Origin of the sequence: Posidoniimonas polymericola (assembly GCF_007859935.1) — a bacterium.
Taxonomy (GTDB): Bacteria; Planctomycetota; Planctomycetia; order Pirellulales; family Lacipirellulaceae; genus Posidoniimonas; species Posidoniimonas polymericola.
The window spans coordinates 87,342-107,760 of record NZ_SJPO01000008.1 but is presented as its reverse complement, the minus strand read 5'-3'; the positions used below and the strand labels follow the sequence as shown (position 1 = coordinate 107,760).

The following is a 20,419-nucleotide window of genomic DNA, read 5'->3' as shown; positions in this document are numbered from 1 at the left end:
GCTAGCGGCTTTCCTGGTCATGGGGGCGGAGATCGACAAACTGCCCAAGCGTGTGCAGCAGTTCGTCAAACGCGACCGGCTTGCTGAGGAATGCGGCCGCGCCGGCCGAGATCATCTTCTTCCGCAGCCCGGGGTCGCGCATGCCGGTCAGCACCACCACCGGGATATCCGAGGTCGCGGCGTTTCGCTTGATGCAATCCAGCAGGTACTCGCCGTTGCCGTTGGGCATGGCGATGTCCATCAGAATGACATCGGGGTGATTCTTGATGGTCTCGGTGATGCCCTGCATCCCGTAGAACGCGTGCTCGACCTCAACGCGGTAGTCGCGCATCCGCATCTCGATGGTGGTCTGCACGTCGGGGTCGTCGTCGACGCAGAGCAGCTTCGGCATGGGAGCCCGGGTCTCCGGGGTTGGGAAACTCTTGAACACGACGCGATCAACGGTGGCTAACATCTAACACTCCTTCTAGGGCGCGCGTGGGCGCCCAGCGGTCATAGAGGTCGAATCAGGTGGCTACGTGCAGACACCCCGGGCTGGCGCCCGGGGAGGGTGAAGCAGAATGTTCAAACAGCCGGAAGCTGCTGGGGTGAACCACCCTGTAGGTTGTAGCTCTTGAAGAACATGGCCCCGGGTCGAACCCGGCCGGATTACCGCAGCAGCGTAGAACTACACCGAGCGGAACGGGCGGAGCCAACAGCGTGGGGACCGCCCACTGAAAACCTACTTCGCCCCGCACGGCCGGCCGCGGCGAATGTCCGCTCCTGCCGTAGTTTCGACATTTCGGGTACTTCCCACAACGAACTTCGCGGCGAGCGGCGGCGCTTGACCCGGCTCGGCCGCGGCGGTTCCACTGAGGGCCGGCCGCACCGCGGGTTGGTAGACTCAGCGGCCACAAAATTCGTTGCCACCAGTTTGAGTGATCCCGCGTAAGCGAGCGAATAGGGTAGTGACTCCACCCTGACCTCGGCCGCCGCGGCGGCGAAATCCGTCATGATCGCTCTTAGCCTTACTCAACACGCCAGGCCCAGAACGATGCCAGACAATGACTCGCCGCAGGAAGGTCGCCGCCCCGAATCACTGCTAAACGACGCCTCTGCCGGCCGCGGGCCGAGCGGCGACGCACCGGAGATTGTGGACTCGCTTATCCACCAGACCTTCGAGCTCGGCGCCAGCGACATGCACCTGCTGCCGATGGCCCACGGGCTCCGCGTTCACTGGCGGATTGACGGCGTGCTGCACCACGCGGGCGACCTCCCCAAAGCCGTGGCGACGCATGTCGTGACCCGGCTCAAGGTCTTGGCCGACCTGATCACGTACGACAACCACAAGCCCCAGGAGGGGCGACTCCGCACCAGCCCCGACCGGCCACCGGTGCGTGTCACCACGATGCCGACCCTGTTCGGCGAACAGATCGTGGTGCGGGTCCTGCCCGGCAACGCCCACCACCTGGGGCGCCTCGGCGACCTTGGGATGCCGGAATCGGCGTACCAGGTCCTCTCCGAGGCCCTGCGTCAGACCACCGGCGCAATCCTGATCGCGGGGCCTGCCGGGAGCGGCAAGTCGACCACGGCGTACGCCCTGATCCGTGAGATCGCCGCCGCGTCGACCGGCGCCCGCAGCATCGCCTCGCTGGAGGACCCGGTCGAGATCGTGCTGCCCGGAGTGGCCCAGGCGCAGGCGGCCCCGCACGCCGGGTTCGACATGCACACCGGGCTCCGGGCCTTAGTGCGGCAGGACCCCGAGGTGATCCTGCTCGGTGAGATCCGCGACGACGAGTCCGCCAAGCTGGCGTTCCAGGCCGCCCTCACGGGGCAGCTCCTGGTCACGACCTTCCACGCCGGAGACATCGCCACCGCGATCACCCGGCTCATCGACATGGGCATCCCGCCCTACGTGCTCAAGGGCGCCACGCAAGCGATTGTCGTGCAGCGGCTGCTGCGGCGGCTGTGCGAGTGCTCCACGCCCGACTGCATTGTCGGGTGCGAAGAGTGCCGCGGCGCCGGTCACCAGGGCCGGGTTGTAATCGCCGAGGCGGCCGACATCCGCCACCCGGACCTGGCCGACGAGATCCGCGGCGACTACGACCGCCAACGCCTGCACGGCAAGCTGCACGACCACGGCTCCTCCAGCCTGCGCGAGCAGGCCGAGGCGCTTGTCGAGCAGGGCGTGACCTCGCGGCTCGAGCTCGAGCGCGTGCTCGGCTTCCCCCACAAGGACTAGGACGCGACTGGCATGGCGGGCGCCTCGATCCAAGACCTGATCGCGCTGAACCAGGAGATCCTGGCGATCGCCCGTGCAAAGGCGCCGATTGCGGCCGAGCTGGCCGCCGCCGCCCGGCAGATGCCGTCGGGCGCGGCGATGCTGGCAGAGCTGATTGCCCACGAGCTCGAGCGGGGCAAACCGCTCGACCAGGCGGTCGCCGCTCAGCAGGCCAGGCTGCCCCGCTTCTACACGGCGGTCGTTGCCGCGGGGGTCAACTCGGGGAAACTAACGTCGGCGCTCGAGGGCCTGAGCGAATCACTAACGCGGATGCAGGCGCTCCGCTGGCGGGTGCTGAACTCGTTCTCCTACCCGTTGTTTGTGGCCTCCATGGCGTGGGTGTTGGCGGTGGCCGCCGCCCGGACCTTCGCCCCCAGGTTCGACTGGGTAGACCCGTCCATGCCGCCGACGCTCGAGTGGCTCCGCGCCGACGGCGTGGGCTTCTGGCTGTTGCTGGTGAGCGTCCCGCTGGTGTTGTTCGGGGCGGAGCTATTCACCCTCTGGGGTTCGGCCCGGACAGGCCGCTCGTACGCTACCGGGCTCGGTGTGCTCGACCGCCTACCCGGCGTGAACTCCGCCTGCCGCTCGACGGCGTCCGCCAACTTTGCCGACCTGCTTTCGCTGCTGGTCGCGCACCGCACGCCGATGCCGGACGCGTTGCGGATGGCTGCCGACGCGGTCGACTGGCGGCCGCTCACCGCGGCGGCCGGCGGGCTCGCCTCGGAGATCGAGGTCGGCCACCCGATCGCGGCCGGCGGGGCCTCGCTCCGGCTCCTCCCGCCGCTGGTCCGGATGGCGCTGCTGACCGGCGCCGACGCCGACTCGATGGCCGCCCTGCTGCAGCAGGCGGCCCAGTCCTACCACCGCCGCGCGTTGTCGGCGATCAACGGGCTGTCACTGCTGCTCCCGGCCGCCACCACCGCCACGATCGGCGGAGTCGCGGTCGCCGCGTACGGGTTGCTGATGCTCGGCCCCTACTTCTCTGCGCTCAACAAGCTGGCGCTCCCCTAAACCCCGCCCCCGCATCTGCCGTTCGCCACCCACCCCAAAAGCTCCGCGTTCCAATCTCTCATGTCACTCACCAGCAGCCACCAGACGCCCTCGAGGTTCGCCGACTGGCCGGACGACCCCGCGTCGCGGCTTGCAATCTGGCTCGACCAGCGGCTGCCGCTGCCGCAGATGCTGCGGGCGCTGGCCGAGGAGCAGGGGGGCCGCGCGGCGGCGGGACTGGGGCTGATGGCCGACCGCGTCGAGGCAGGCGACGACCTGAAACAGGCGTTCGCCGCCGCCCAGGACAAGCTGCCTCGCCGGCTGCGTCGGCAGCTCGCCGTGGCGGCCGAATCGGACGACCTGCGGACCGCGCTGCCGGCCGCCACCGCCGCCAACGCGTCGTCCGCCGGCCTGACCCTCGAGACCCTCGCCATCCTGGCGTACCCCGCGATCTTCCTGGCGGCGGTGCTGTTGGTGTTCAGCCTATTTTCTTACGTGGTCTTCCCCGAGTTCTGCGCGATCTTCAACGACTTTGGATTGGACCTGCCGGTGATGACCGTGGTGTTGCTGAACGCGGGCGCGGCGTTGCCCGGGATCGTGCTGACGCTCTTTGTGTTGATCGTAGCGGCGCTGATCCTGTCACGAATCCCCGGCGTTGGCCGGTGGGTGCACTGGCTGGCGACCGCAGCGCCACTGGTGGGACGCCTGTGGGTCAGCTTCGGGCACCAGTCATTCTCACAACTGCTGTCGGCGTACACCGCGGCCGGCATGCAGGCCCCGCAGGCGCTGCGGGCCGCGGCGGCCGGCCTGGCCGACCGCAACCTGGCCCACGCCACCCGGCTGGTCGCGCGGCGGTGCGAGGCGGGTGAGTCCATCGCGCAGGCGATGGCCGCCAGCCGGCATTTCGAACGCTCGCTCACCGCGCTCGTCCACTGGGGGGAGAAGAACGGCCAGCTCCCCGCCGCGCTCACCGAGGCGAGCCAGACCTACTGGATCCAGACACGGCACCTGGTGCAGCTGGTGCAGCGTGTGGTCCCGCCGCTCACCTTCGCGCTGGTGATCGGGGCGGTGTTCTTTTCGGTGCTCGCGTTGTTCCTGCCGCTCGTCTCACTTGTCCAGAACCTGAGCGGGTAGCCCACCATGTTTTACCCCATCCTTGTCCTGCTGTCCCTGGTGGCGGTCGCCGGCGTGCTGACGCGGTTCGCGTTGCGTCTTGCGTACGGCGCCCGCGGCCCCGACACGGGGGACGACCTCTACTCGATCATCAACCTGCTCAGCTGGGTGGCGATCGTAGTCGGGGCTACCGCGTTCTCGCTGCTCAACCTGCTGTTCGGCGTGCTGCTGGCGACCATGATCGGCATTGCGTTGCTCGAATACACTCAGTCCCGCCGCCGCGTGCAGCGGCACGCCGCCTGGGGCATCCTCAATCAGGCGGCCCGCCACGGGCACAACGTCGCCGAGATGGTGAAGCTGCAGCAAAGCCGATTCTCCGGAGTCGCCCGCAGAGAACTCGACGGGTTTGCGTGGCAGGTGACCCAGGGGGAACCGCTGCCGATGGCGGTCGCGATCTGGCGGCGGGCGTTCCCCCGCGAGGCCCAGGGCTTCGCGGCGCTCGGCAAGGACGACGGCGTGCTGGCGATCGAACCGAACGACGCCTCGCAGCAGGCGCTCGACCCGTCGCCTGGGTGGTCGGACAACCTCGGCTACCTCGTGTGGGTGGTCATCAGTGGGATGGCGGTCGCCGCGTTCATGACAGTCTGGATCGCGCCGTCCTACCAACAGATATTCGTCGATTTCTCCATCGACCTTCCCGACTCAACCGAAGCGTTCTTTGCGATCACCAACGGCCCCCTGCCGGTGCTGCTGGTCGTCGCGCTGCCGCTGCTGGTCCTGCTCCTAGTGAGCGTGTTCTTCTTCTACCTGACCGACGTGCCCATCTTGCAGGCGGTGACCGACCGGCTGATGTTCTCGCGTCACCGAGCCCAGCTGCTGAGGCTGCTGGCGCTCGCCGCCGAACGCGACCAGCCGTTCGCCAAAACGCTGCAGCACCTGGGGCTGGGCCAGCCCCGCTTCCCGGTGGGGTGCTTCGACCGCCCGCTGCGACGCGCGCTGCGGTCGGCGGCCAGCGGGGCCAATTGGAAAGACGCCCTCGCGTCCGCGGGCCTTCTCAAGCGGAGCGAGCTCTCGCTGATCACAGCCGCCGAGGCCGCGCAGAACCTGCCGTGGGCGCTGCGTGCGCTCGCCGAGCGGTTGATCAACCGCTCGGTGGCCCGGTGGGAATCAATCCGCAGCATCACGACGGTGATCGGCACCCTGCTGGTGGGGCTGCTGGTGCTGTGGTTTTGTGTCGCGATGTTCAGCCCCCTGGTCGTCCTCATCGAGTCGCTGTCATGACACGAACCTCAATTCTCAGAATCCGACGCCTGCCCGCACGCCGCTCGGGCGTGACCATCCTGGAGTGCGTCGGCAGCCTGGTGATGCTGTCGGTGCTGCTGACGCTGGTCGCCAAGATGACGCTGCTGGTAGACCGGCAGAGCGAGCTGCGTTGGCAGCAGCGGTTGGCCAGCGCCACCCTGTCGAACCTGATGGAGCACGCTTCCGCCCGGCCGTGGGAGCAGCTCAGCACTGAAACACTCGCCGCGGACCTTGGTGAACGTGTCGACTCTCTCCGACTCCCGTCCCCGGAACTCGACGTCGAGGTCACTGAGGCTCCCGGCGAACCAGCGGCGAGGCAGATCAACCTCTCGCTCGGCTGGTCGCCTCTCGCGGCTGCCAAGCCGCAGCAGTTGAGCCTGCGGGCCTTCGTCTACCGCACCCCGGAGGCCAACGAATGAGCCGCTCTGCCCCCGCTACCACCTGCCGGCCACGCCGCGGCATCAGCCTCGTCGAGATGCTGGTGGTGATCGCGATTGGCTCGGTCGTCATGGGCGCGGTCGTGTCCGGCGCCGCGACGCTGCTGAGCGTCAACGGCCGGGTGAAGAACCGCGCCGACGCGGCCGAGCAGGTCGACCTGCTTGTCAGGCGGCTCCGCGCCGACCTGCACGCCGCCGACCAGGCGCAGTTCGACGACGAAGCAACGGAGCTCGTTCTGACCTCGCCGCAGGAAGAGGAAGTCCGCTACCGGTTCGAGCCCGGCGGCGGCGTCCGCGAGTCGAGCGAGGGCGCCCTGCCCTTCCGATTGCCGGCCGGCGCAACGGTCGCGTGCGACGCGGGACAGACGTCGGCCCCCGCGGTGTACCAGTTGTCGATCACGCTCGACGCCACCCACTCGCTGCCGATCGCGGCCCGGCTGGGCTCGGCCCGGCGGCTGCTGGCCCCAGGAGGATCGCCATGACCAACCGGCTGCCGGCCCGCCGCCAGCGCGGGTTCTCGATCATCGCGGTGCTGGCGTTGTTCGCGCTGGCGGGCTCGCTGTTCACCGTCTGGGCGCGGGACGCCCTGCAGCAGCGGCAGCGCACCCAGCTCTCGCACCAGCGGGTGCAGGCCGAGTGGCTCGCCACGTCGGCCCTCGGGCGGGCCGCCGCGCTGCGCACCGACAATCCCGAGTACGACGGCGAGCAGTGGGAGCTCGACCGCCAGCAACTCGGCCAGCCCTACGCCGCGGAGGTCGCGATCTCCCTCGAGCCCAACGACGCCCCCACCACCATCAAGGTCGTGGTGCGGCTGACGCTCAACGCCGATCGGCGGTTGCAGGTGACCCGCACGGCGCCCCTAGCCCAAACAAACCCCAGCCCCCAATCGGGAGACCCCTGATGAGAAACCAAAACGTCCGCGCCTTCACGCTCGTCGAGTTGTTGGTGGTGATCGCCATCATCGGCATCCTGGTCGCCCTGTTGCTGCCGGCGGTGCAGTCGGCCCGCGAAGCGGCCCGCCGCTCGATGTGCCAGAACAACCTCCGGCAGACACTGATGGCGATGCACTCGTACGAGGGCGCCTACGAGGCGTTCCCGATGGGCGTGTCGAACGACACCGGGCCCGTGCTCAACCTGCCGCAGGGCGATCACAAGAGCTGGGTCGCACGCGTGCTGCCGTACCTCGGCGAGCCCGCCCGCTACCGCCACATCGATTGGGACGTCGGCGCCTACCACGCCGCGAACAACGCGGTGCGGCAGACCTCGATGGACATCCTCTCGTGCCCGTCGTGGCCCGGTTTTGACGGCCCCGGCTCGAGCTACGCCGGCGTGCACAATGACGTCGAAACGCCAATCGACGCCGACAACAACGGCATGCTGTTCCTCAACAGCCAAGTCACCATGAACGACGTGCAGGACGGCGCCAGCTACACGCTGCTGCTGGGCGAGAAGGACTTCATCACCACCCACTCGCTCGGCTGGCTATCGGGCACGTCCTCGACGCTCCGCAACACGGGCACCAAGCTCGACGCCGACGAGTCCCGGCCGTGGCGGTCCAGCAACCGCAGCGATCTGCTGGAACCGCCGCCGTGGTACAAGGACGACCCAGACTTCGAAGAAACCGGCGACGCCGAAGCCGGTGACGACAAGCCGCAGGACCCGCTCTACGCCGCCGGCGGCGACACCGACTCGCCCCGCGCGGTCGGTGGGTTCTCGAGCGCGCACCCCGGGGGCGTGCAGTTCGCCTTCGTCGACGGCTCGGTCACATTGATCCGCGACAATGTCGAGCTGGAGATCCTCCAGAAGCTCGCCAACAGGCAAGACGGCGCCATGGTCGACTCCGACGATTTCTAGCGGAAAAACGGGGTGAGGCGACATGCGGGCGGCGCGCAGGTAGACTAGTAGCTGCACGCCCCGCCCCGATAGTTGCTTCCCTCGCCGGCCCAACAGGCCGGATCTCCGTCATGGTCGATACAGCCCGGACGCGCCGACGCTGGTGGCCCGCGGCCCTGTGCCTCGGGGCCCTGATGCTCTTTCCCGGCACGACGCCGGCCCAGCAAGCCGACGCCCCCGCAGGCGTCGAACAAAGCGTCGCTGCTACTGCCAGCAATGATGCCGCCGGCAACGGCGCCCAGGCCGCCGAGGGCGACCAAGACTCCGCCCAACCACCGGCGACGGGGCGCCCGAACACGCAGCCAGCGGCCGCTCCTCTGGAGATCGTGCTCCGCGACTACCTGGTCCTCCCCCTTGTCGGCGAGTACCAGCGGACCATCGTCACCCGCGACCCCATCGACGCCGCGATTGTCAGCGGCAAGTGGCAGGCGCCCGTCGCCGGCGACAAGGTCACCGGCGACGACGGCAAGCCGTACCAGTGGAAGCGTCAGCAGGCCGCGGCCGACGGCGTGCTGGCCACGAACGTGGTCCCCGGCGGTTACGCGTTTGTGTCGGTCGAGGTCGACTACCCGCGGATCATGATCCTCGAGGCCCAGCGCCACGCCGCGGTCTGTGTGAACGGCGAGTGGCTGGCCGGCGACCGCCACGGGCAAGGCTGGCTGCGACTGCCGGTGCGTCTCAAGCAGGGCCCGAATGAATTCCTGTTCCACATCGCCCAGCCCGGCATGAAGGCCAGGCTCGTAGCGCCCGCCATGCCGGCGTACTTCATTGCCGAGGACGCCACCCTGCCGGACGTTGTGACGGGCGACGACTCGGAGCTGTGGGCGGCGGCGCCGGTTGTGAACGCGACCAGCGAACCACTCGCGGGCGCCGAACTACTGATCTCGATCGACGGAGGCGAAGCGATCGCCTCGCCGTTGGCGACTGTGCCGCCGCTGTCGGCCTACAAGGCGCCGCTCCGGTTGCCGGCTCCGGTGTCCGGCGAGGGGCAACAGCACAAGCTCACCCTCTCGCTGCGGATGCCAAACACCGACGCCACGCCCACCGCCACGATGGCGCTCGCCAAGGTCGGCCCGCAGGACGCCCGCCGCTGCACGTTCGTCAGCAAGATCGACGGCGGCGTGCAGTCGTACACGCTGCTGCCGGCCACGCAGTCCGACGACCCGTCGGCCGACCAGACCGAGCCGCCGGGGATCATCCTCGCCCTGCACAGCGAGGGGGTCGACCACCGCGCGTTCGCCGACAACTACCTCGCCAAGCCGTGGGCCCACATCGTCGCCCCCAGCAACCGCGGCGAGTACGGCTTCGACTGGGAAGACTGGGGCGCGGTCGACGCGATGGAGGCCCTGGCCGATGCCCAGGCCCGGCTGCCGCACGACCCGCGGCGGGTCTACTGCACGGGGCACTCGATGGGGGGGCACGGCGCGTGGCGGCTCGGCGTGATCTACCCCGACCGCTTCGCCGCGATCGGCCCCAGCGCCGGCTGGCTCAGCCTGTGGAGCTACGGCGGCGGCATGCCGACCTACGACGACCCCAACCACGTCCAGCAGATGCTGCTCCGTGCGGCCTCGACCAGCGACACCCTCAGCCAGATCAGCAACCTCTCGACCCAGGGCGTGTACGTTCTGCACGGCGACCGCGACGCCCACGTCGGCGTGGCGCAGAGCCGGTTCATGCGATCCCGGCTGGGCGAGTTCCACACCGACTTCTCGTACTTCGAGCGGAAGGGCGCCGGCAACTGGTGGGGATCCGCCTGCTGCGACTGGCCCCAGATGATGGAGTTCTTCCGCGAGCGGTCGCTGCCCCAACCCGGCGACACCCGGCAGATCGAGTTCGCCACGCCCAACCTCGGGCTCACCGCCGAGTGCCACTGGGCCCGGGTCGAGACCCAACTCCAGCAAGGCCAGACCTCGCGACTCACCCTCGGCATGCTCAAGCGGTCCCGCGCGTTTATCGGGACCACCGAGAACGTGCGGCGGCTGTCGCTTGACGCGTCCGTGCTGGGCGGCGACCAGCCGGTCCGCATCAAGCTCGACGGCGGCCGCGCGTTCTCCGCCAATCCGTCGTCCAAGGGCCGCGTCTGGCTCTCGCGCGACGAGGACGGCCGCTGGTCGCAGATCGCCCGCCCGCCGGTCGGCGGCAAGAGCCCCGCCCGGCACGGCGGATTCAAGTCGGTGTTCAACAACAACGCCGTGCTGGTCTACTCCACCGGCGGCTCGGAGGAAGAGAACGCGTGGTCGCTGGCCAAGGCCCGGTTCGACGCGCAGTCGTTCTGGCTCCGCGGCAACGGCGCGCTGCAGGTGATGGCCGACAAGGAATTTGACGCCAACCGCCAGCGGAACCGCAATGTCGTGCTGTACGGCAACGCCGACACCAACCTCGCCTGGCCGGCGCTGCTGTCGACCTCGCCGGTGCAGGTCCGCGGCGGCCGCGTGCGGGTCGCCAACCAGGGCCAGGAACGCCCCGAGGACGACCCCGGGCTGGCCGCCCTGTTCGTGCGGCCCCGCCCGCGGAGCGAGACCGCCACGGTCGGCGTCGTGGCGGGCGTTGACCTGGCAGGCATGCGTCTGACCAACCGCATCCGCTACTTCCACTCCGGCGTCGGCCTGCCCGACCTCACGCTGCTCGGCCCCGAATCGCCCGCCGAGGGCGACTACGGCGTCCGCGCGGTCGGCTACTTCGGCCACGACTGGGGCGTCGAGTCGGGCGACATCGCCTGGCGGGACACGGCCCTCTAGGCCAGCCCGTGGGCCCTTTCCGTGGGCCAATCGAATATTTCTCGACCGATGCGGCGAACCCTGTGGCAGCCGCCCCGTACCTAGGAGCCCTGTACCCAGGACTGGAACAGGGCGAGCGCGCATGGAATGGTGACCCACTACCGCACCGCGTAGGCTCCTCTCGATGAACACCCTCAAGCGTTTGTTCGGCCGCAGCCTGGCCGAGCTCGACCAGCTGCTGCGCGGCGCCGCCACGCGGCCCGCGCTCCTTAATTCCGACAAGCTCGGCGTTTCCGCCCGCGGGCTGGCGGTCGTGTCGGTGCTGCTGGCCATGTTCTACGGCGCGTGCATGGGCTCGTACTCGCTGCTGAAGGAGGTTCCGCCCGACCTCCACGACCCGTACGGGCCGTACCTGCAGGTGCTGGCCTCGACGATCAAGACCCCGGCCCTGTTCCTGCTGACGCTGCTGATCACGCTGCCGTCGCTGTACGTGTTCAACGCGCTGGTCGGCTCGCGGTTGACGCTGATCGGGATGACCCGGCTCTTGGTGGCGGCGCTGGCGGTGAACATCGCGGTGCTCGCTTCGCTGGGGACGATCGTCGTGTTCTTCTCGCTGACGACCGGCAGCTACGCGTTCATCCGGCTGCTGAACGTGGCGGTGTTCACGGTCGCCGGCGTGCTGGGGCTGATGTTCCTGCTGCAGACGCTCCACCGGCTGATCCGCGCCAGTGAGGAGCGGGAGCTGTCAGAAATGCTCGCCGCAAAACGCGCCGCCGATCGTGCTGACGACGGGGCCGACGGCGACGCCGAAACCGCAAAGCTCGCCGCCGCCGAGAGCATCCTCTACGAGACCGACACCCCACCGGATGCCGCGGTCGACGAGTCCCGGCTCGAGGAGCAGATCGCCAGCGCGCTGGACATGCCGTCGGGCCAGGTGCTGGGGCGGCACACGCGGCTGGTGTTCCGCTGCTGGATCGTGCTGTTCTCGCTGGTCGGCGCGCAGATGGGCTGGGTGCTGCGGCCGTTCATCGGCTCGCCCGACCTGCCGTTCACGTTCTTCCGCGAGCGGCAGTCGAACTTCTTCGCCGCCGTCCTGCACTCGCTGATCGAGCTGCTGTCGGGCGGGGCCTAGCAATGGTGACGACAGAATCCCAAACACGCGAGCCGAAAAAACGGGGACTGGCTCGACGCGTCTGCCGAGACTCGAACCAAGATGGTCGCCTGCCGCGTCGTGCCTGTCCCCGTTTCAAGCCACACTACCGACGAACGTAGAATCATATCCGACGAGTCGCTTCCCAATTGGTCCGCCAACCGATGACCGCCCTGCTCCGCACCGCCGACGACATCCTCCGCCGCGCGCCGTGGACCACCGCCCCGCACGACGCCGGGCGGGCCGTGCCGCGGCTGGCGGGGTGCGTCGTGGCGTTCGCCTGCGTGTACGGCGCGGCGATGGGCGCCTACCGCGGCTTCAATGCCGAGCCGCAGTGGGCCCTGCAGATGGCCTACTCGGCGATCAAGGCGCCGCTGCTGCTCGGCGGCTCGTTCCTCTTGACGCTGCCGGCGTTCTTCACGCTCAGCAGCCTGCTGGGCCTCCGCGACAGCTTCGGCCAGATGGTGCGGGCGCTGGTCGCCGGCCAGGCGGCGCTCGCCATCGCGCTGGCCGCGTTCGCCCCGCTGACGCTGCTGGCGTACGCGTCGAGCCCCGACTACGACTTCGCCCGCGCGTTCAACGCGGTGGTGTTCGCCACCGCGGCGCTGGCCGGCCAGTCGGTGCTGCGGCGGCACTGCCGCCCGCTGATCGAGCAGAACCGGCGGCACCGCACGCTGCTCGTGGCGTGGGGCGGCGTGTACGCGTTCGTCGCGATCCAACTGGCGTGGCTGCTCCGCCCGTTCTTCGGCGCCTCGGGCCTGGCGGTGCGGTTCCTCAGAGAAGAGGCGTGGGACAACGCCTACGTGCAGCTCGCGAGGATCGTCTGGCGGGCGGTGGTGGGGGAGTGAGGGCTGTGCGGGACCCGTCTTAGATGCGCAGAACGATGAAGCCTGCGGACTCTCGGTAATCCCGGATCTGACCGAGGTTGTGACAACCTCAGCGCGCTAGATGCCTGCCCGATTGCCGTAGGAGCGAGCCAACGCGGTCGAAAAGCAGGTAGCTTGAGAAGGCCCGCGGCAGCCCGCTAGAATGGCAGCCTGCTTACTGAAGGTCTCCTTCAATATGCCGGGCATACTGAAGAAGTTTCTGTCTAATAACAAGTTAGCCGGCGCACCAACATGGAAGCTCGATACGAGATCCTGCCGGGCCTTCCTTCAACGGGCCCGATGCCCGAGCAGTTCAGTGCGACGGGCATGGGGAAGCACAGCGAAGGTTTCGTGGTTCGCTTTCACTCATCAGCCGGAGACCCCTGGGTAGGCAACTTTCAGGGCGGCCTCGGCGAATGCGAAGGTGTCTACCGCGAACCCGGATTGCGTCACCTCATCGTTGTCTCCGCTGGTCAAGCCTACGTTGTCGATCCTGAAGAACGAGCTCTCGTGCGCACGTTCGGTGGCGGGATCTGCCACGTACTTCCAGTTCCAGACCTTGAGCTACTAGTATTCGACAACGGAATTTGGCTCGAAGGTATGGGCGCGTCCGGCCTCGCGTGGAAGACGCGTCGTCTCTCGTGGGATGGGTTTCGCGAGTTGCGGGTTGCGGGCTCGTCGCTATTCGGCGAAGCGTACACTCCGATGGGTGACAGCTGGCACGAGTTCGAGGTCGACCTCGAGACCGGTGAAGCCGTGGGCGGCTCATACAACGGCCCGTAAGCCAGGCGCCGGCTAACAAGGGCTTGCAGCTGACAACAGACAGCTGGGCGTTCCTGAATTGGGTAGCATCCTGGCGTCGGGACTCTGCGGCCTAGCGTTGACGGTCAGCGCTGTCTGTTGCAGCTGAAGCCCGATCCGTTATGCTCAAGGATAGAATCATGATCCATTGCCGATTCGTGACTTTGGCTTTTTGCCTCGTGACCACACTCTCGGTGAACGACGATGCGGTTGCCGCAGGCGGAACCACAATTGTCGCCACGAAAGGTCAGCCTGCTAACGTGTCACCAAACTGGCCAGAAGGGGCTGGCGAATTGGTCAACGACGCATCGCGCACCTCCGGATGGAACTCGTGGTTCTCTGAGTGGCCGAATGACGTCCATCAGTACGCTTTTGAAATCAAATCAACCGACGACTTGAATCGGTTGATCGAGCGATTGGCGGCGATCAAGAGCGATCTACGACAGATTCGATTGTCGCATCTGAAAGAACCCAACGGACTTGGTTTGGTCACGCGAGTTCCAGAAGGGAACGGAATCGCAGTCATCTTCTCGATTGGCGACCAAGCTCGTATCGACCAATGGTTCAAGCATGTGCGAAAGCCGTTCGGCGTGATGGAGTTCGCCGCGACACCAGAGGCTGTTCCACCGACACTTACTATTTTTATCCAGAACGCAGTCGTCGACCTCAACGAACTAAAAGTCCCCGAGGGAATTGACGTGTTGGCGGGCTACGTTCCAACGGTCTTTCATAAATCTAATACGACCATCAAACAGCGAAAGGCAAAAGAAGGCTCGAAAACACCCGAACCGGAGTCGCAGAGAAACAAGCTTGATGACCGTTCACTCACTGCGATGAATCAGATCGAAGCGTTTATCGACTCGCAAAAGAGCAGAACAAAGCAGTGAACCGAAGCCGCCGGTCACTCGAGTTGTGAAATCAGAGTTTCTTGGCGGCGGCCCGGTTACCGCGGTCGTTCCCCTTGCGTGTCGAAGGCCTCTTGTCGCAAGCGACCCCGACTATCGCCCGGTTGATGGCCGATAGCAGGCGAGCGGTTTGGCGGGCGACTGTCGGGGCTACCCAGGCAGGCTTGTTCCCCGCACCGCACGCCCCTGACTACGCCCGCACCAACGCGTTCAAGACAAACGACCCGAACGTCGACACGAGCAGGGCTATCACGATGTAGGCAATCGCCCGCCGCGGGCCTTGCTGAACGAGCCACACGCCGAGGGCCAGTTCGACCGCGGTCAGCAGCACCGCCAGCCAGGGCGTCTCGTTCATGCCCTGCCCGAGCAGGCTGTTGATCAAGATGGCAGAGAACAGCACGGGCGCCCCGCCCATGATCCAGAAGATTGACGGCCAGAGCCGCTCGAGTTCCTCGTAGAAGAACACCCACACAAACGGCAGCAGCATGCAGGCCAACAGGGCGGCAATCGGCCAGCGGCGGTCGCGAGATCGCCCCCCTACCCAGCCGGCGTAGCCGTAGGCCACCGCGCACAAGGCGCCGCTCACCACCAGCGGATACCGGACGCCCGCCGCGACGACCACGGCCAATGCGGCGGTTGCGGCGAGTAGCAGCCTGATCGTGAAGCGGAACCGCGGCCGGGCGTCGCCGCGCGGCGTAGGCGACGCCAAGGGCGCCCACGGCAACGCCGCGCAGACTACCGCCGCCAGAACGCACATCGCGATCGCGGCCTGGCCGACGAGCGGCGACATCCGACTCTGTTCGGAGCCGGTCCACTCGTAGAACCAGGGAACGAGGCAGCCGACGAGCAGGCTGAATGCCATCAGCAGCAAGTAGAGCGGAACGACCGGCATGGTGGTCTTAGTTCTCACACGCTGCTCTCATCGCTGTTGCCGTTGGCTCCTTCGACCGCAATCCTCTGCCGAGTCGCTAGTGGAGATTCAGGAAACCTACCATTTCGTTGTCGAGAACAGCCAGCCGGCGCGGTCCAATGATGAATGGCCGGAGGTTCTTCGACGTGGCGGTAGGAGCGGACGGGGCTGGGCTCTCAAGCCGGCGGAGCCTTCGCAGGGGCGGGTCGGCGGTTCGCAATCACACCCGGCGTTTTGTCCCAGCCGCCTACCACGGGGGCGAACCTTGGGACAAAACCCCACCACCGCGAGGAGCGGCGACGCCGCAACCCATTCGTAAACAAACACTTAGAGCAAACGGGGCTGAAGTACGCCGGGGGTTTTGTCCCCTCCGAGCGTTTTTTCGGACTAAACGAGGTCGGCCCAGCCACCACGACAAGGAGCCTGCATTCCCAAACAGAACCGCACCGCGGACCCGGCCCTCGCTACTGCTGCGAGTGCATCCCGAACATATTGCCTTCGGTGTCGGTCGCCAGGGCGATAAAGCCGTACTCGCCAACGGAAAACTTCGGCTTGAAGACCTGACCGCCGGCGGCCTCGACGCGACCGGCCTCGACCGCGCAGTCCACGCAGCTGAAGTACACCAGTGTGCCGCCACTGCCCGACGGGACGCCCTCCATTTTTACCAGGGCGCCCGGCGCGCCCGGCAGGTCGGGGTTCATTGGGAAGGTGTGCATCTCGATCTCGGGCGCGGGCAGTGGCTCGAGCTTGACCGCCAGCACGGCCTCGTAGAACGCCTGGGCGCGGGGCATATCCTGCACGTAGATCTCGAACCAGCCGACGGGGTTGCGCTGCATAGCGGGCCTCGCAAGTGTAGTGATTGACAAGGAGATTCTGCCGCGGGGGCGGAGAACCACACCCCAAGGCCCGGCAGTGTAGCACGCCGCGGACGGCCGGGCGAGCTTCGGCGTTGGCCCCTGCCGGGCCATGAGCTACCCTTACAGACCATGCCTGCCGAACCGCCCACCGCCGAATCGCCTCAGCCCAAGCTGCACAGCTTGGAGCGCCGGATGCTGCCGCCCGGCCCAGCGGCGTGGCAGCATAAATGGTACGAGGTGATCTTCGAGGCCGAGACTCCCGCCGGCAAGTGGTTTGACGTCGGGCTGCTGGTGGCGATCGTCCTCAGCATCCTGGTCGTGATGCTGGAGAGCGTGTCGTCGCTCAACGAGCGGTTCGGCCCTACGTTCGACGCGATCGAGTGGGTCATCACGCTGCTGTTCACACTCGAGTTCGCGGCCCGGCTGGCGTGCGTCGCGCGGCCGCCGAAGTACGCGTTCAGCTTCTTCGGCCTGGTGGATCTGGTGTCGCTGCTGCCGAGCTACTTGAGCCTGATCGTGGTGGGCGCCGACTCGCTGCTGGTGATCCGCACGCTGCGGCTCTTGCGGGTGTTCCGCGTGCTGAAGCTCGCGCGGCACGTCAGCGAGTCACGGACGCTGCTCTTGGCGCTGCGGCACACGTGGCCCAAGATCACGGTGTTCCTGCTGGTGATCTTCTGCGCGATCCTGATCTCCGGCACGGTGATGTACTTGATCGAGGGCAAGCAGGACAGCGGCTTCGACAACATCCCGATCAGCGTCTACTGGGCGATCGTCACGATGACCACGGTCGGCTACGGCGACATCGCCCCCAAGACCGACGCGGGCCGGTTCGTGGCGGCGCTGATCATGCTGTTCGGCTACGCGGTGATCATCGTGCCGACCGGCATCTTCTCGGCCGAGGTCGTGACCAGCAGCCAGGGCAAGCGGAAGGGCTGCCCCTCCTGCGGCGTCGACGGGCTGTCGCCCCAGGCGAATTTTTGCGAGCACTGCGGGGGGCGGGTGTAGAGGGAATTGCCCCAATCGTGCCCGCCGTGCCCCGGCCCCCGGTCGCCACAAGTTTGACACCCGCTTCCCAACGGCCTAGCATGCAGGCTGCGACTAAGCGCAGCGATGACTTTCTTCCAGGTGAGCTCCATGTTTTCGATGCTGAGGCGGTCGGCACTTCTCCTCGCAGCCTTTGGATTGGCATTCGAGTGCCACGCGCGGGAGTTTCAGAATCTGGACTTCGAAGGCACGACGTTTGACTTCGAACTGCTCGTCGACAACCATCCGTACAGCATCGATGCCGCCTACGATATCCAAACGATGATCCCCGGTTGGTCTCTCCGCACCGAATCCGAAGAGGGGGAGGTTTGGGGCGCGCGAACGAACGGAACATGGGGCAACTTTCTTCTGCCGAATCTAGATGACTCGCCATGGACGCTGCTCGGCAGCACCGATCCCAGCATCCCCCCTGAATGGATCAGCACGGATGGCTATCAAGGCGAGTATTTCCTTTACCTGCAGAATGGACAGCGGCACGAGTTTACCAACGTCGGGCTAGAAAGCTTCAATCTGACAAACGTCGCGTTTCAGACGGGCACCGTCCCCACCGACGCAAAGTCGGTGCTGATCCAAACCAGCAGCTGGGACCTCACCTACGAGCAGGTTGAGGTAACGCCCGAGAACCCTTGGGGCGAGATTGAGATTGCTGTGCCCTTATTCCGTATGCTCTTCAACGGCTTCGAGATCGACGCCCAGCTGGTAGATATCGCTGACTACCCCGACGTCAACAACCCGCTGCCGGGCGACGCCGACCCTTCACGAGAGAACGCTTACTGGGCAGCGAATATCGAGTCCATCGCCGGGCTGGAAAGAGAGCTGGCGGTTCAGCCCCCCTCCGGAATCAACTGGCAGCTTAACTTCAACGCCATTTCGTTCGACAACATCCTGTTCTCAACGACGCCCACGGCCGGGCGGCCGGTAAGAGTGCCAGAGCCGGCAACGGCAGTGATGCTGGCGATCGCGTGTTCTTGGCAAGCGCTGCGCCCACGCCGCGTCCGTGCCCTTAAGTCGGCCGGGCGAATCAACCCCGCTCAATACGGCCGCATTTGCTAACCCGAACAGCTTCTATGATGCGCATGTTTAAGAAGATGGCACTGCTTTCGCTAGCCTGCCTGGCTCCCGCGTGCCACGCGCGGGAGTTCCAGAACCTGGACTTCGAGGGCACGACGTTTGACTTCGAACTGCTCGTCGACAACCATCCGTACAGCATCGATGCCGCCTACGATATCCAAACGATGATCCCTGGTTGGTCTCTCCGCACCGAGACTGAAGACGGCAAGATCTGGGGCGAACGCACGCTCGGGCAGTGGGGCAACTTTCTTCTTCCAAGTCTCGATGATTCCCCTCGGACGCTGCTAGGCCATATCGACCCTAGCCTGCCACCCGGATGGATCAGCACAGACGGCTACCAGGGAGAGCATTTTCTGAGCCTAGAGAATGGTCGCGGATACGACTTCTCCGATCCCGAGATCTATCCGTTACCCAACTTCCTATTGACGTCAGTCGCGTTTCAGACCGGGACCGTCCCAAATGAGGCGAAGTCAGTGCTTATCCAAACCAACAGTTGGGACCTTACCTACGAACAAGTCGAGGTGACGCCCGAAAACCCCTGGGGCGAGATCGAGGTCGCTGTGCCCGGGTTTCGCTTGCTCTTCAACGGCTTTGACGTTGACGCCCAACTGGTAAGCATCGCCGACTATCCAGACGTGTACAATCCGCTGCCGGGCGACTCCGACCACACGCAACAGAATGCCTACTGGGCCGCGAACATAGAATCGATCACCGGCCTCGAGCGAGAGCTGGCCATTCAGCCGCCCGCAGGAATTCACCCTTGGACGCTAGATTTCAACGCAATTTCGTTCGACAACATTCTGTTCTCAACGATGCCCACGGCCGGGCGGTCGGTTCGGGTCCCGGAGCCATCGGCAGCGTTGATGGCCATAGCAGTTTTTTCCGCTATCGCTTCAGCTCGCAGCAGTCGGGAGCTTCTCGTGGGAAGCGCTTGACTCCGGAACTAAGTCTGCCTATATATTTAGGCAGACCTAGTACCCAGGAGCTCGCGACCGTGCCCGATCCGATTCAAGGCGATGCGCTCCGCGGCCACCTCCAGACGCTCGTGCTGTCGGTGCTGGAGGACGACTCCGCCCACGGCTTCGAGATCCTCCGGCGCCTCGAGGCCGCCGGCCGCGGTGCGCTGCACATGAAGGAGGGCTCGCTCTACCCGGCCCTGCACCGCATGGAGAAGCAGGGCCTGCTCAAGGCCGCTTGGGAAGCAAAGAGCTCCGGCCGGGGCCCCCGTCGACGCAACTACCGGCTGACCGCGAAGGGCCGCCGTCAGCTGCGGGCCGGCCGCGAGGAGTGGACCACGTTCGTGTCTGTCCTGTCCCCCATCATAGGAGCCACGGCATGATCGAGTTGAAGCGGTTCGTCGAGCGGGCGGTGCGGCCGGTGCGCTCCGAGACGATGCACAAGCTGCGGCTCCGCGAGGAGCTGTACGCCCACCTGCAGGACGCCTACCAGCAAGAGTGCAACGCCGGCCGTGAACCCGAGGAAGCCCAGCGGCGGTCCATCGCCCGGATGGGCGACCCCGCCGAGTTGACCGCGCAGATGCAATCGACCATCTCCGTGCGCGAACGGTGGGCCGCCTGGGTCAACGACCGGCTTGGCCGCGCCCGTGGTGAGTCGCCCGAGCGGGGCGCCCGCCGGGTGGCGTGGGCGATGGCGTGGCAGATGACGATGATCGAAGTCGTGCTCGTACTGATGGAGAGCTCGTGCCTCACCCATTGGGACGCCCGCGTGGTTGTCGCGGCTCGGCTGATGACGGCCCTGACGCTCGGCATGTCGGTCGGGGCGTACCTGCTGACGATGCTCTCGCTCCGCTTCATCGATCGGGAGTCCGCCGAGCCTCGACCCTACCCGTCAGTCAGCACTTCGCTCCTGTTCCTCGCCAGCGCCGCGGCGGTGATCTTTGCGCTAGGCGCCGTCACGCACGCCCTTGCCGCCTGGGGGCCGTTTGATCTCTGGCCGGCAACCGCCCGGTGGCTGGGGGCGTCGGCAGGCGGAAGCATGGTCGCACTAGGCGCGAGCCTGATGGCCGCGCGAGAAAAGCGGCAGCTTGAGCCCTGGTTGGAGTTGGAAATCGAGGGCTAGCTGGCTGGCGATCGTGCTATACTG

The 20,419-nt window shown here is 66.6% G+C and carries 21 protein-coding genes; 18 read left to right on the top strand and 3 right to left on the bottom strand.

Going from position 1 to position 20,419, the window contains the following annotated elements; genetic code table 11:
• Nucleotide 1 precedes the first annotated feature (1 nt).
• Nucleotides 2-454: a response regulator gene (locus tag Pla123a_RS16475; protein ID WP_146588949.1), complete on the bottom strand. Its 453-nt coding sequence runs from the start codon at nucleotides 452-454 to the stop codon at nucleotides 2-4.
• A 579-nt stretch (nucleotides 455-1,033) separates the two neighbouring features.
• Between Pla123a_RS16475 and Pla123a_RS16470 the strand changes: the two genes are divergently transcribed.
• The 13 genes from Pla123a_RS16470 to Pla123a_RS16410 all read left to right on the top strand — a co-directional run bounded on the left by Pla123a_RS16470 (nucleotide 1,034) and on the right by Pla123a_RS16410 (nucleotide 14,416).
• A complete protein-coding gene (locus Pla123a_RS16470; protein WP_197528048.1) occupies nucleotides 1,034-2,221 on the top strand; it encodes a GspE/PulE family protein in 1,188 nt (395 codons plus the stop codon).
• 12 nt (nucleotides 2,222-2,233) lie between these two features.
• Nucleotides 2,234-3,271, top strand: coding sequence for a type II secretion system F family protein (locus tag Pla123a_RS16465; protein WP_146588945.1), 1,038 nt, complete (start codon nucleotides 2,234-2,236; stop codon nucleotides 3,269-3,271).
• A 60-nt stretch (nucleotides 3,272-3,331) separates the two neighbouring features.
• Nucleotides 3,332-4,384, top strand: coding sequence for a type II secretion system F family protein (locus Pla123a_RS16460; RefSeq protein WP_146588943.1), 1,053 nt, complete (start codon nucleotides 3,332-3,334; stop codon nucleotides 4,382-4,384).
• A 6-nt stretch (nucleotides 4,385-4,390) separates the two neighbouring features.
• On the top strand, nucleotides 4,391-5,644 hold the full coding sequence (locus Pla123a_RS16455; RefSeq protein WP_146588940.1) for a type II secretion system F family protein: 1,254 nt from the start codon (nucleotides 4,391-4,393) through the stop codon (nucleotides 5,642-5,644).
• On the top strand, nucleotides 5,641-6,084 hold the full coding sequence (locus Pla123a_RS16450; protein WP_146588938.1) for a hypothetical protein: 444 nt from the start codon (nucleotides 5,641-5,643) through the stop codon (nucleotides 6,082-6,084). Before Pla123a_RS16455 ends, Pla123a_RS16450 begins: the two co-directional genes overlap by 4 nt.
• Nucleotides 6,081-6,584: a PulJ/GspJ family protein gene (locus Pla123a_RS16445; RefSeq protein WP_146588936.1), complete on the top strand. Its 504-nt coding sequence runs from the start codon at nucleotides 6,081-6,083 to the stop codon at nucleotides 6,582-6,584. The genes Pla123a_RS16450 and Pla123a_RS16445 overlap by 4 nt, the downstream gene beginning before the upstream one ends.
• Nucleotides 6,581-7,003: a hypothetical protein gene (locus Pla123a_RS16440; protein WP_146588934.1), complete on the top strand. Its 423-nt coding sequence runs from the start codon at nucleotides 6,581-6,583 to the stop codon at nucleotides 7,001-7,003. The genes Pla123a_RS16445 and Pla123a_RS16440 overlap by 4 nt, the downstream gene beginning before the upstream one ends.
• A complete protein-coding gene (locus tag Pla123a_RS16435) occupies nucleotides 7,003-7,956 on the top strand; it encodes a DUF1559 domain-containing protein (protein ID WP_146588932.1) in 954 nt (317 codons plus the stop codon). Before Pla123a_RS16440 ends, Pla123a_RS16435 begins: the two co-directional genes overlap by 1 nt.
• A gap of 173 nt (nucleotides 7,957-8,129) precedes the next feature.
• Nucleotides 8,130-10,733, top strand: coding sequence for an alpha/beta hydrolase-fold protein (locus tag Pla123a_RS16430; RefSeq protein ID WP_146588930.1), 2,604 nt, complete (start codon nucleotides 8,130-8,132; stop codon nucleotides 10,731-10,733).
• A gap of 163 nt (nucleotides 10,734-10,896) precedes the next feature.
• On the top strand, nucleotides 10,897-11,844 hold the full coding sequence (locus Pla123a_RS16425; protein WP_146588928.1) for a hypothetical protein: 948 nt from the start codon (nucleotides 10,897-10,899) through the stop codon (nucleotides 11,842-11,844).
• 182 nt (nucleotides 11,845-12,026) lie between these two features.
• Nucleotides 12,027-12,710 carry a hypothetical protein gene (locus tag Pla123a_RS16420; protein ID WP_146588926.1) on the top strand — a complete coding sequence of 228 codons (684 nt, stop codon included), beginning with the start codon at nucleotides 12,027-12,029 and terminating at the stop codon, nucleotides 12,708-12,710.
• A 270-nt stretch (nucleotides 12,711-12,980) separates the two neighbouring features.
• Entirely contained in the window at nucleotides 12,981-13,511 is a 531-nt protein-coding gene (locus Pla123a_RS16415; protein ID WP_146588924.1) for a hypothetical protein, read from the top strand.
• Nucleotides 13,512-13,669: 158 nt separating this feature from the next.
• Complete coding sequence (locus Pla123a_RS16410) at nucleotides 13,670-14,416, top strand: hypothetical protein (protein ID WP_146588922.1); 747 nt, start codon at nucleotides 13,670-13,672, stop codon at nucleotides 14,414-14,416.
• A gap of 208 nt (nucleotides 14,417-14,624) precedes the next feature.
• Here Pla123a_RS16410 and Pla123a_RS16405 read toward each other — a convergent pair whose 3' ends face one another.
• Both Pla123a_RS16405 and Pla123a_RS16400 read right to left on the bottom strand, forming a co-directional pair.
• Nucleotides 14,625-15,344 carry a hypothetical protein gene (locus tag Pla123a_RS16405; protein WP_146588920.1) on the bottom strand — a complete coding sequence of 240 codons (720 nt, stop codon included), beginning with the start codon at nucleotides 15,342-15,344 and terminating at the stop codon, nucleotides 14,625-14,627.
• Nucleotides 15,345-15,808: 464 nt separating this feature from the next.
• Nucleotides 15,809-16,180 carry a VOC family protein gene (locus tag Pla123a_RS16400; protein WP_146588919.1) on the bottom strand — a complete coding sequence of 124 codons (372 nt, stop codon included), beginning with the start codon at nucleotides 16,178-16,180 and terminating at the stop codon, nucleotides 15,809-15,811.
• Between the two features lie 150 nt (nucleotides 16,181-16,330).
• On the opposite strand from Pla123a_RS16400, the gene Pla123a_RS16395 reads away from it, so the two are divergent.
• The 5 genes from Pla123a_RS16395 (at nucleotide 16,331) to Pla123a_RS16375 (ending at nucleotide 20,395) form a co-directional block, all read left to right on the top strand.
• Nucleotides 16,331-17,206 (top strand): ion transporter, encoded by an 876-nt coding sequence (locus tag Pla123a_RS16395; protein ID WP_197528046.1) that lies wholly within the window; start codon nucleotides 16,331-16,333, stop codon nucleotides 17,204-17,206.
• Between the two features lie 105 nt (nucleotides 17,207-17,311).
• Nucleotides 17,312-18,298, top strand: coding sequence for a hypothetical protein (locus tag Pla123a_RS16390; protein WP_146588917.1), 987 nt, complete (start codon nucleotides 17,312-17,314; stop codon nucleotides 18,296-18,298).
• A gap of 23 nt (nucleotides 18,299-18,321) precedes the next feature.
• Nucleotides 18,322-19,251, top strand: coding sequence for a hypothetical protein (locus Pla123a_RS16385; protein WP_146588915.1), 930 nt, complete (start codon nucleotides 18,322-18,324; stop codon nucleotides 19,249-19,251).
• A gap of 59 nt (nucleotides 19,252-19,310) precedes the next feature.
• Nucleotides 19,311-19,655, top strand: a complete 345-nt coding sequence (locus Pla123a_RS16380) for a PadR family transcriptional regulator (protein WP_146588913.1) — start codon at nucleotides 19,311-19,313, stop codon at nucleotides 19,653-19,655.
• Nucleotides 19,652-20,395 carry a permease prefix domain 1-containing protein gene (locus Pla123a_RS16375; RefSeq protein WP_146588911.1) on the top strand — a complete coding sequence of 248 codons (744 nt, stop codon included), beginning with the start codon at nucleotides 19,652-19,654 and terminating at the stop codon, nucleotides 20,393-20,395. Before Pla123a_RS16380 ends, Pla123a_RS16375 begins: the two co-directional genes overlap by 4 nt.
• The last annotated feature ends 24 nt before the right edge of the window (nucleotides 20,396-20,419 follow it).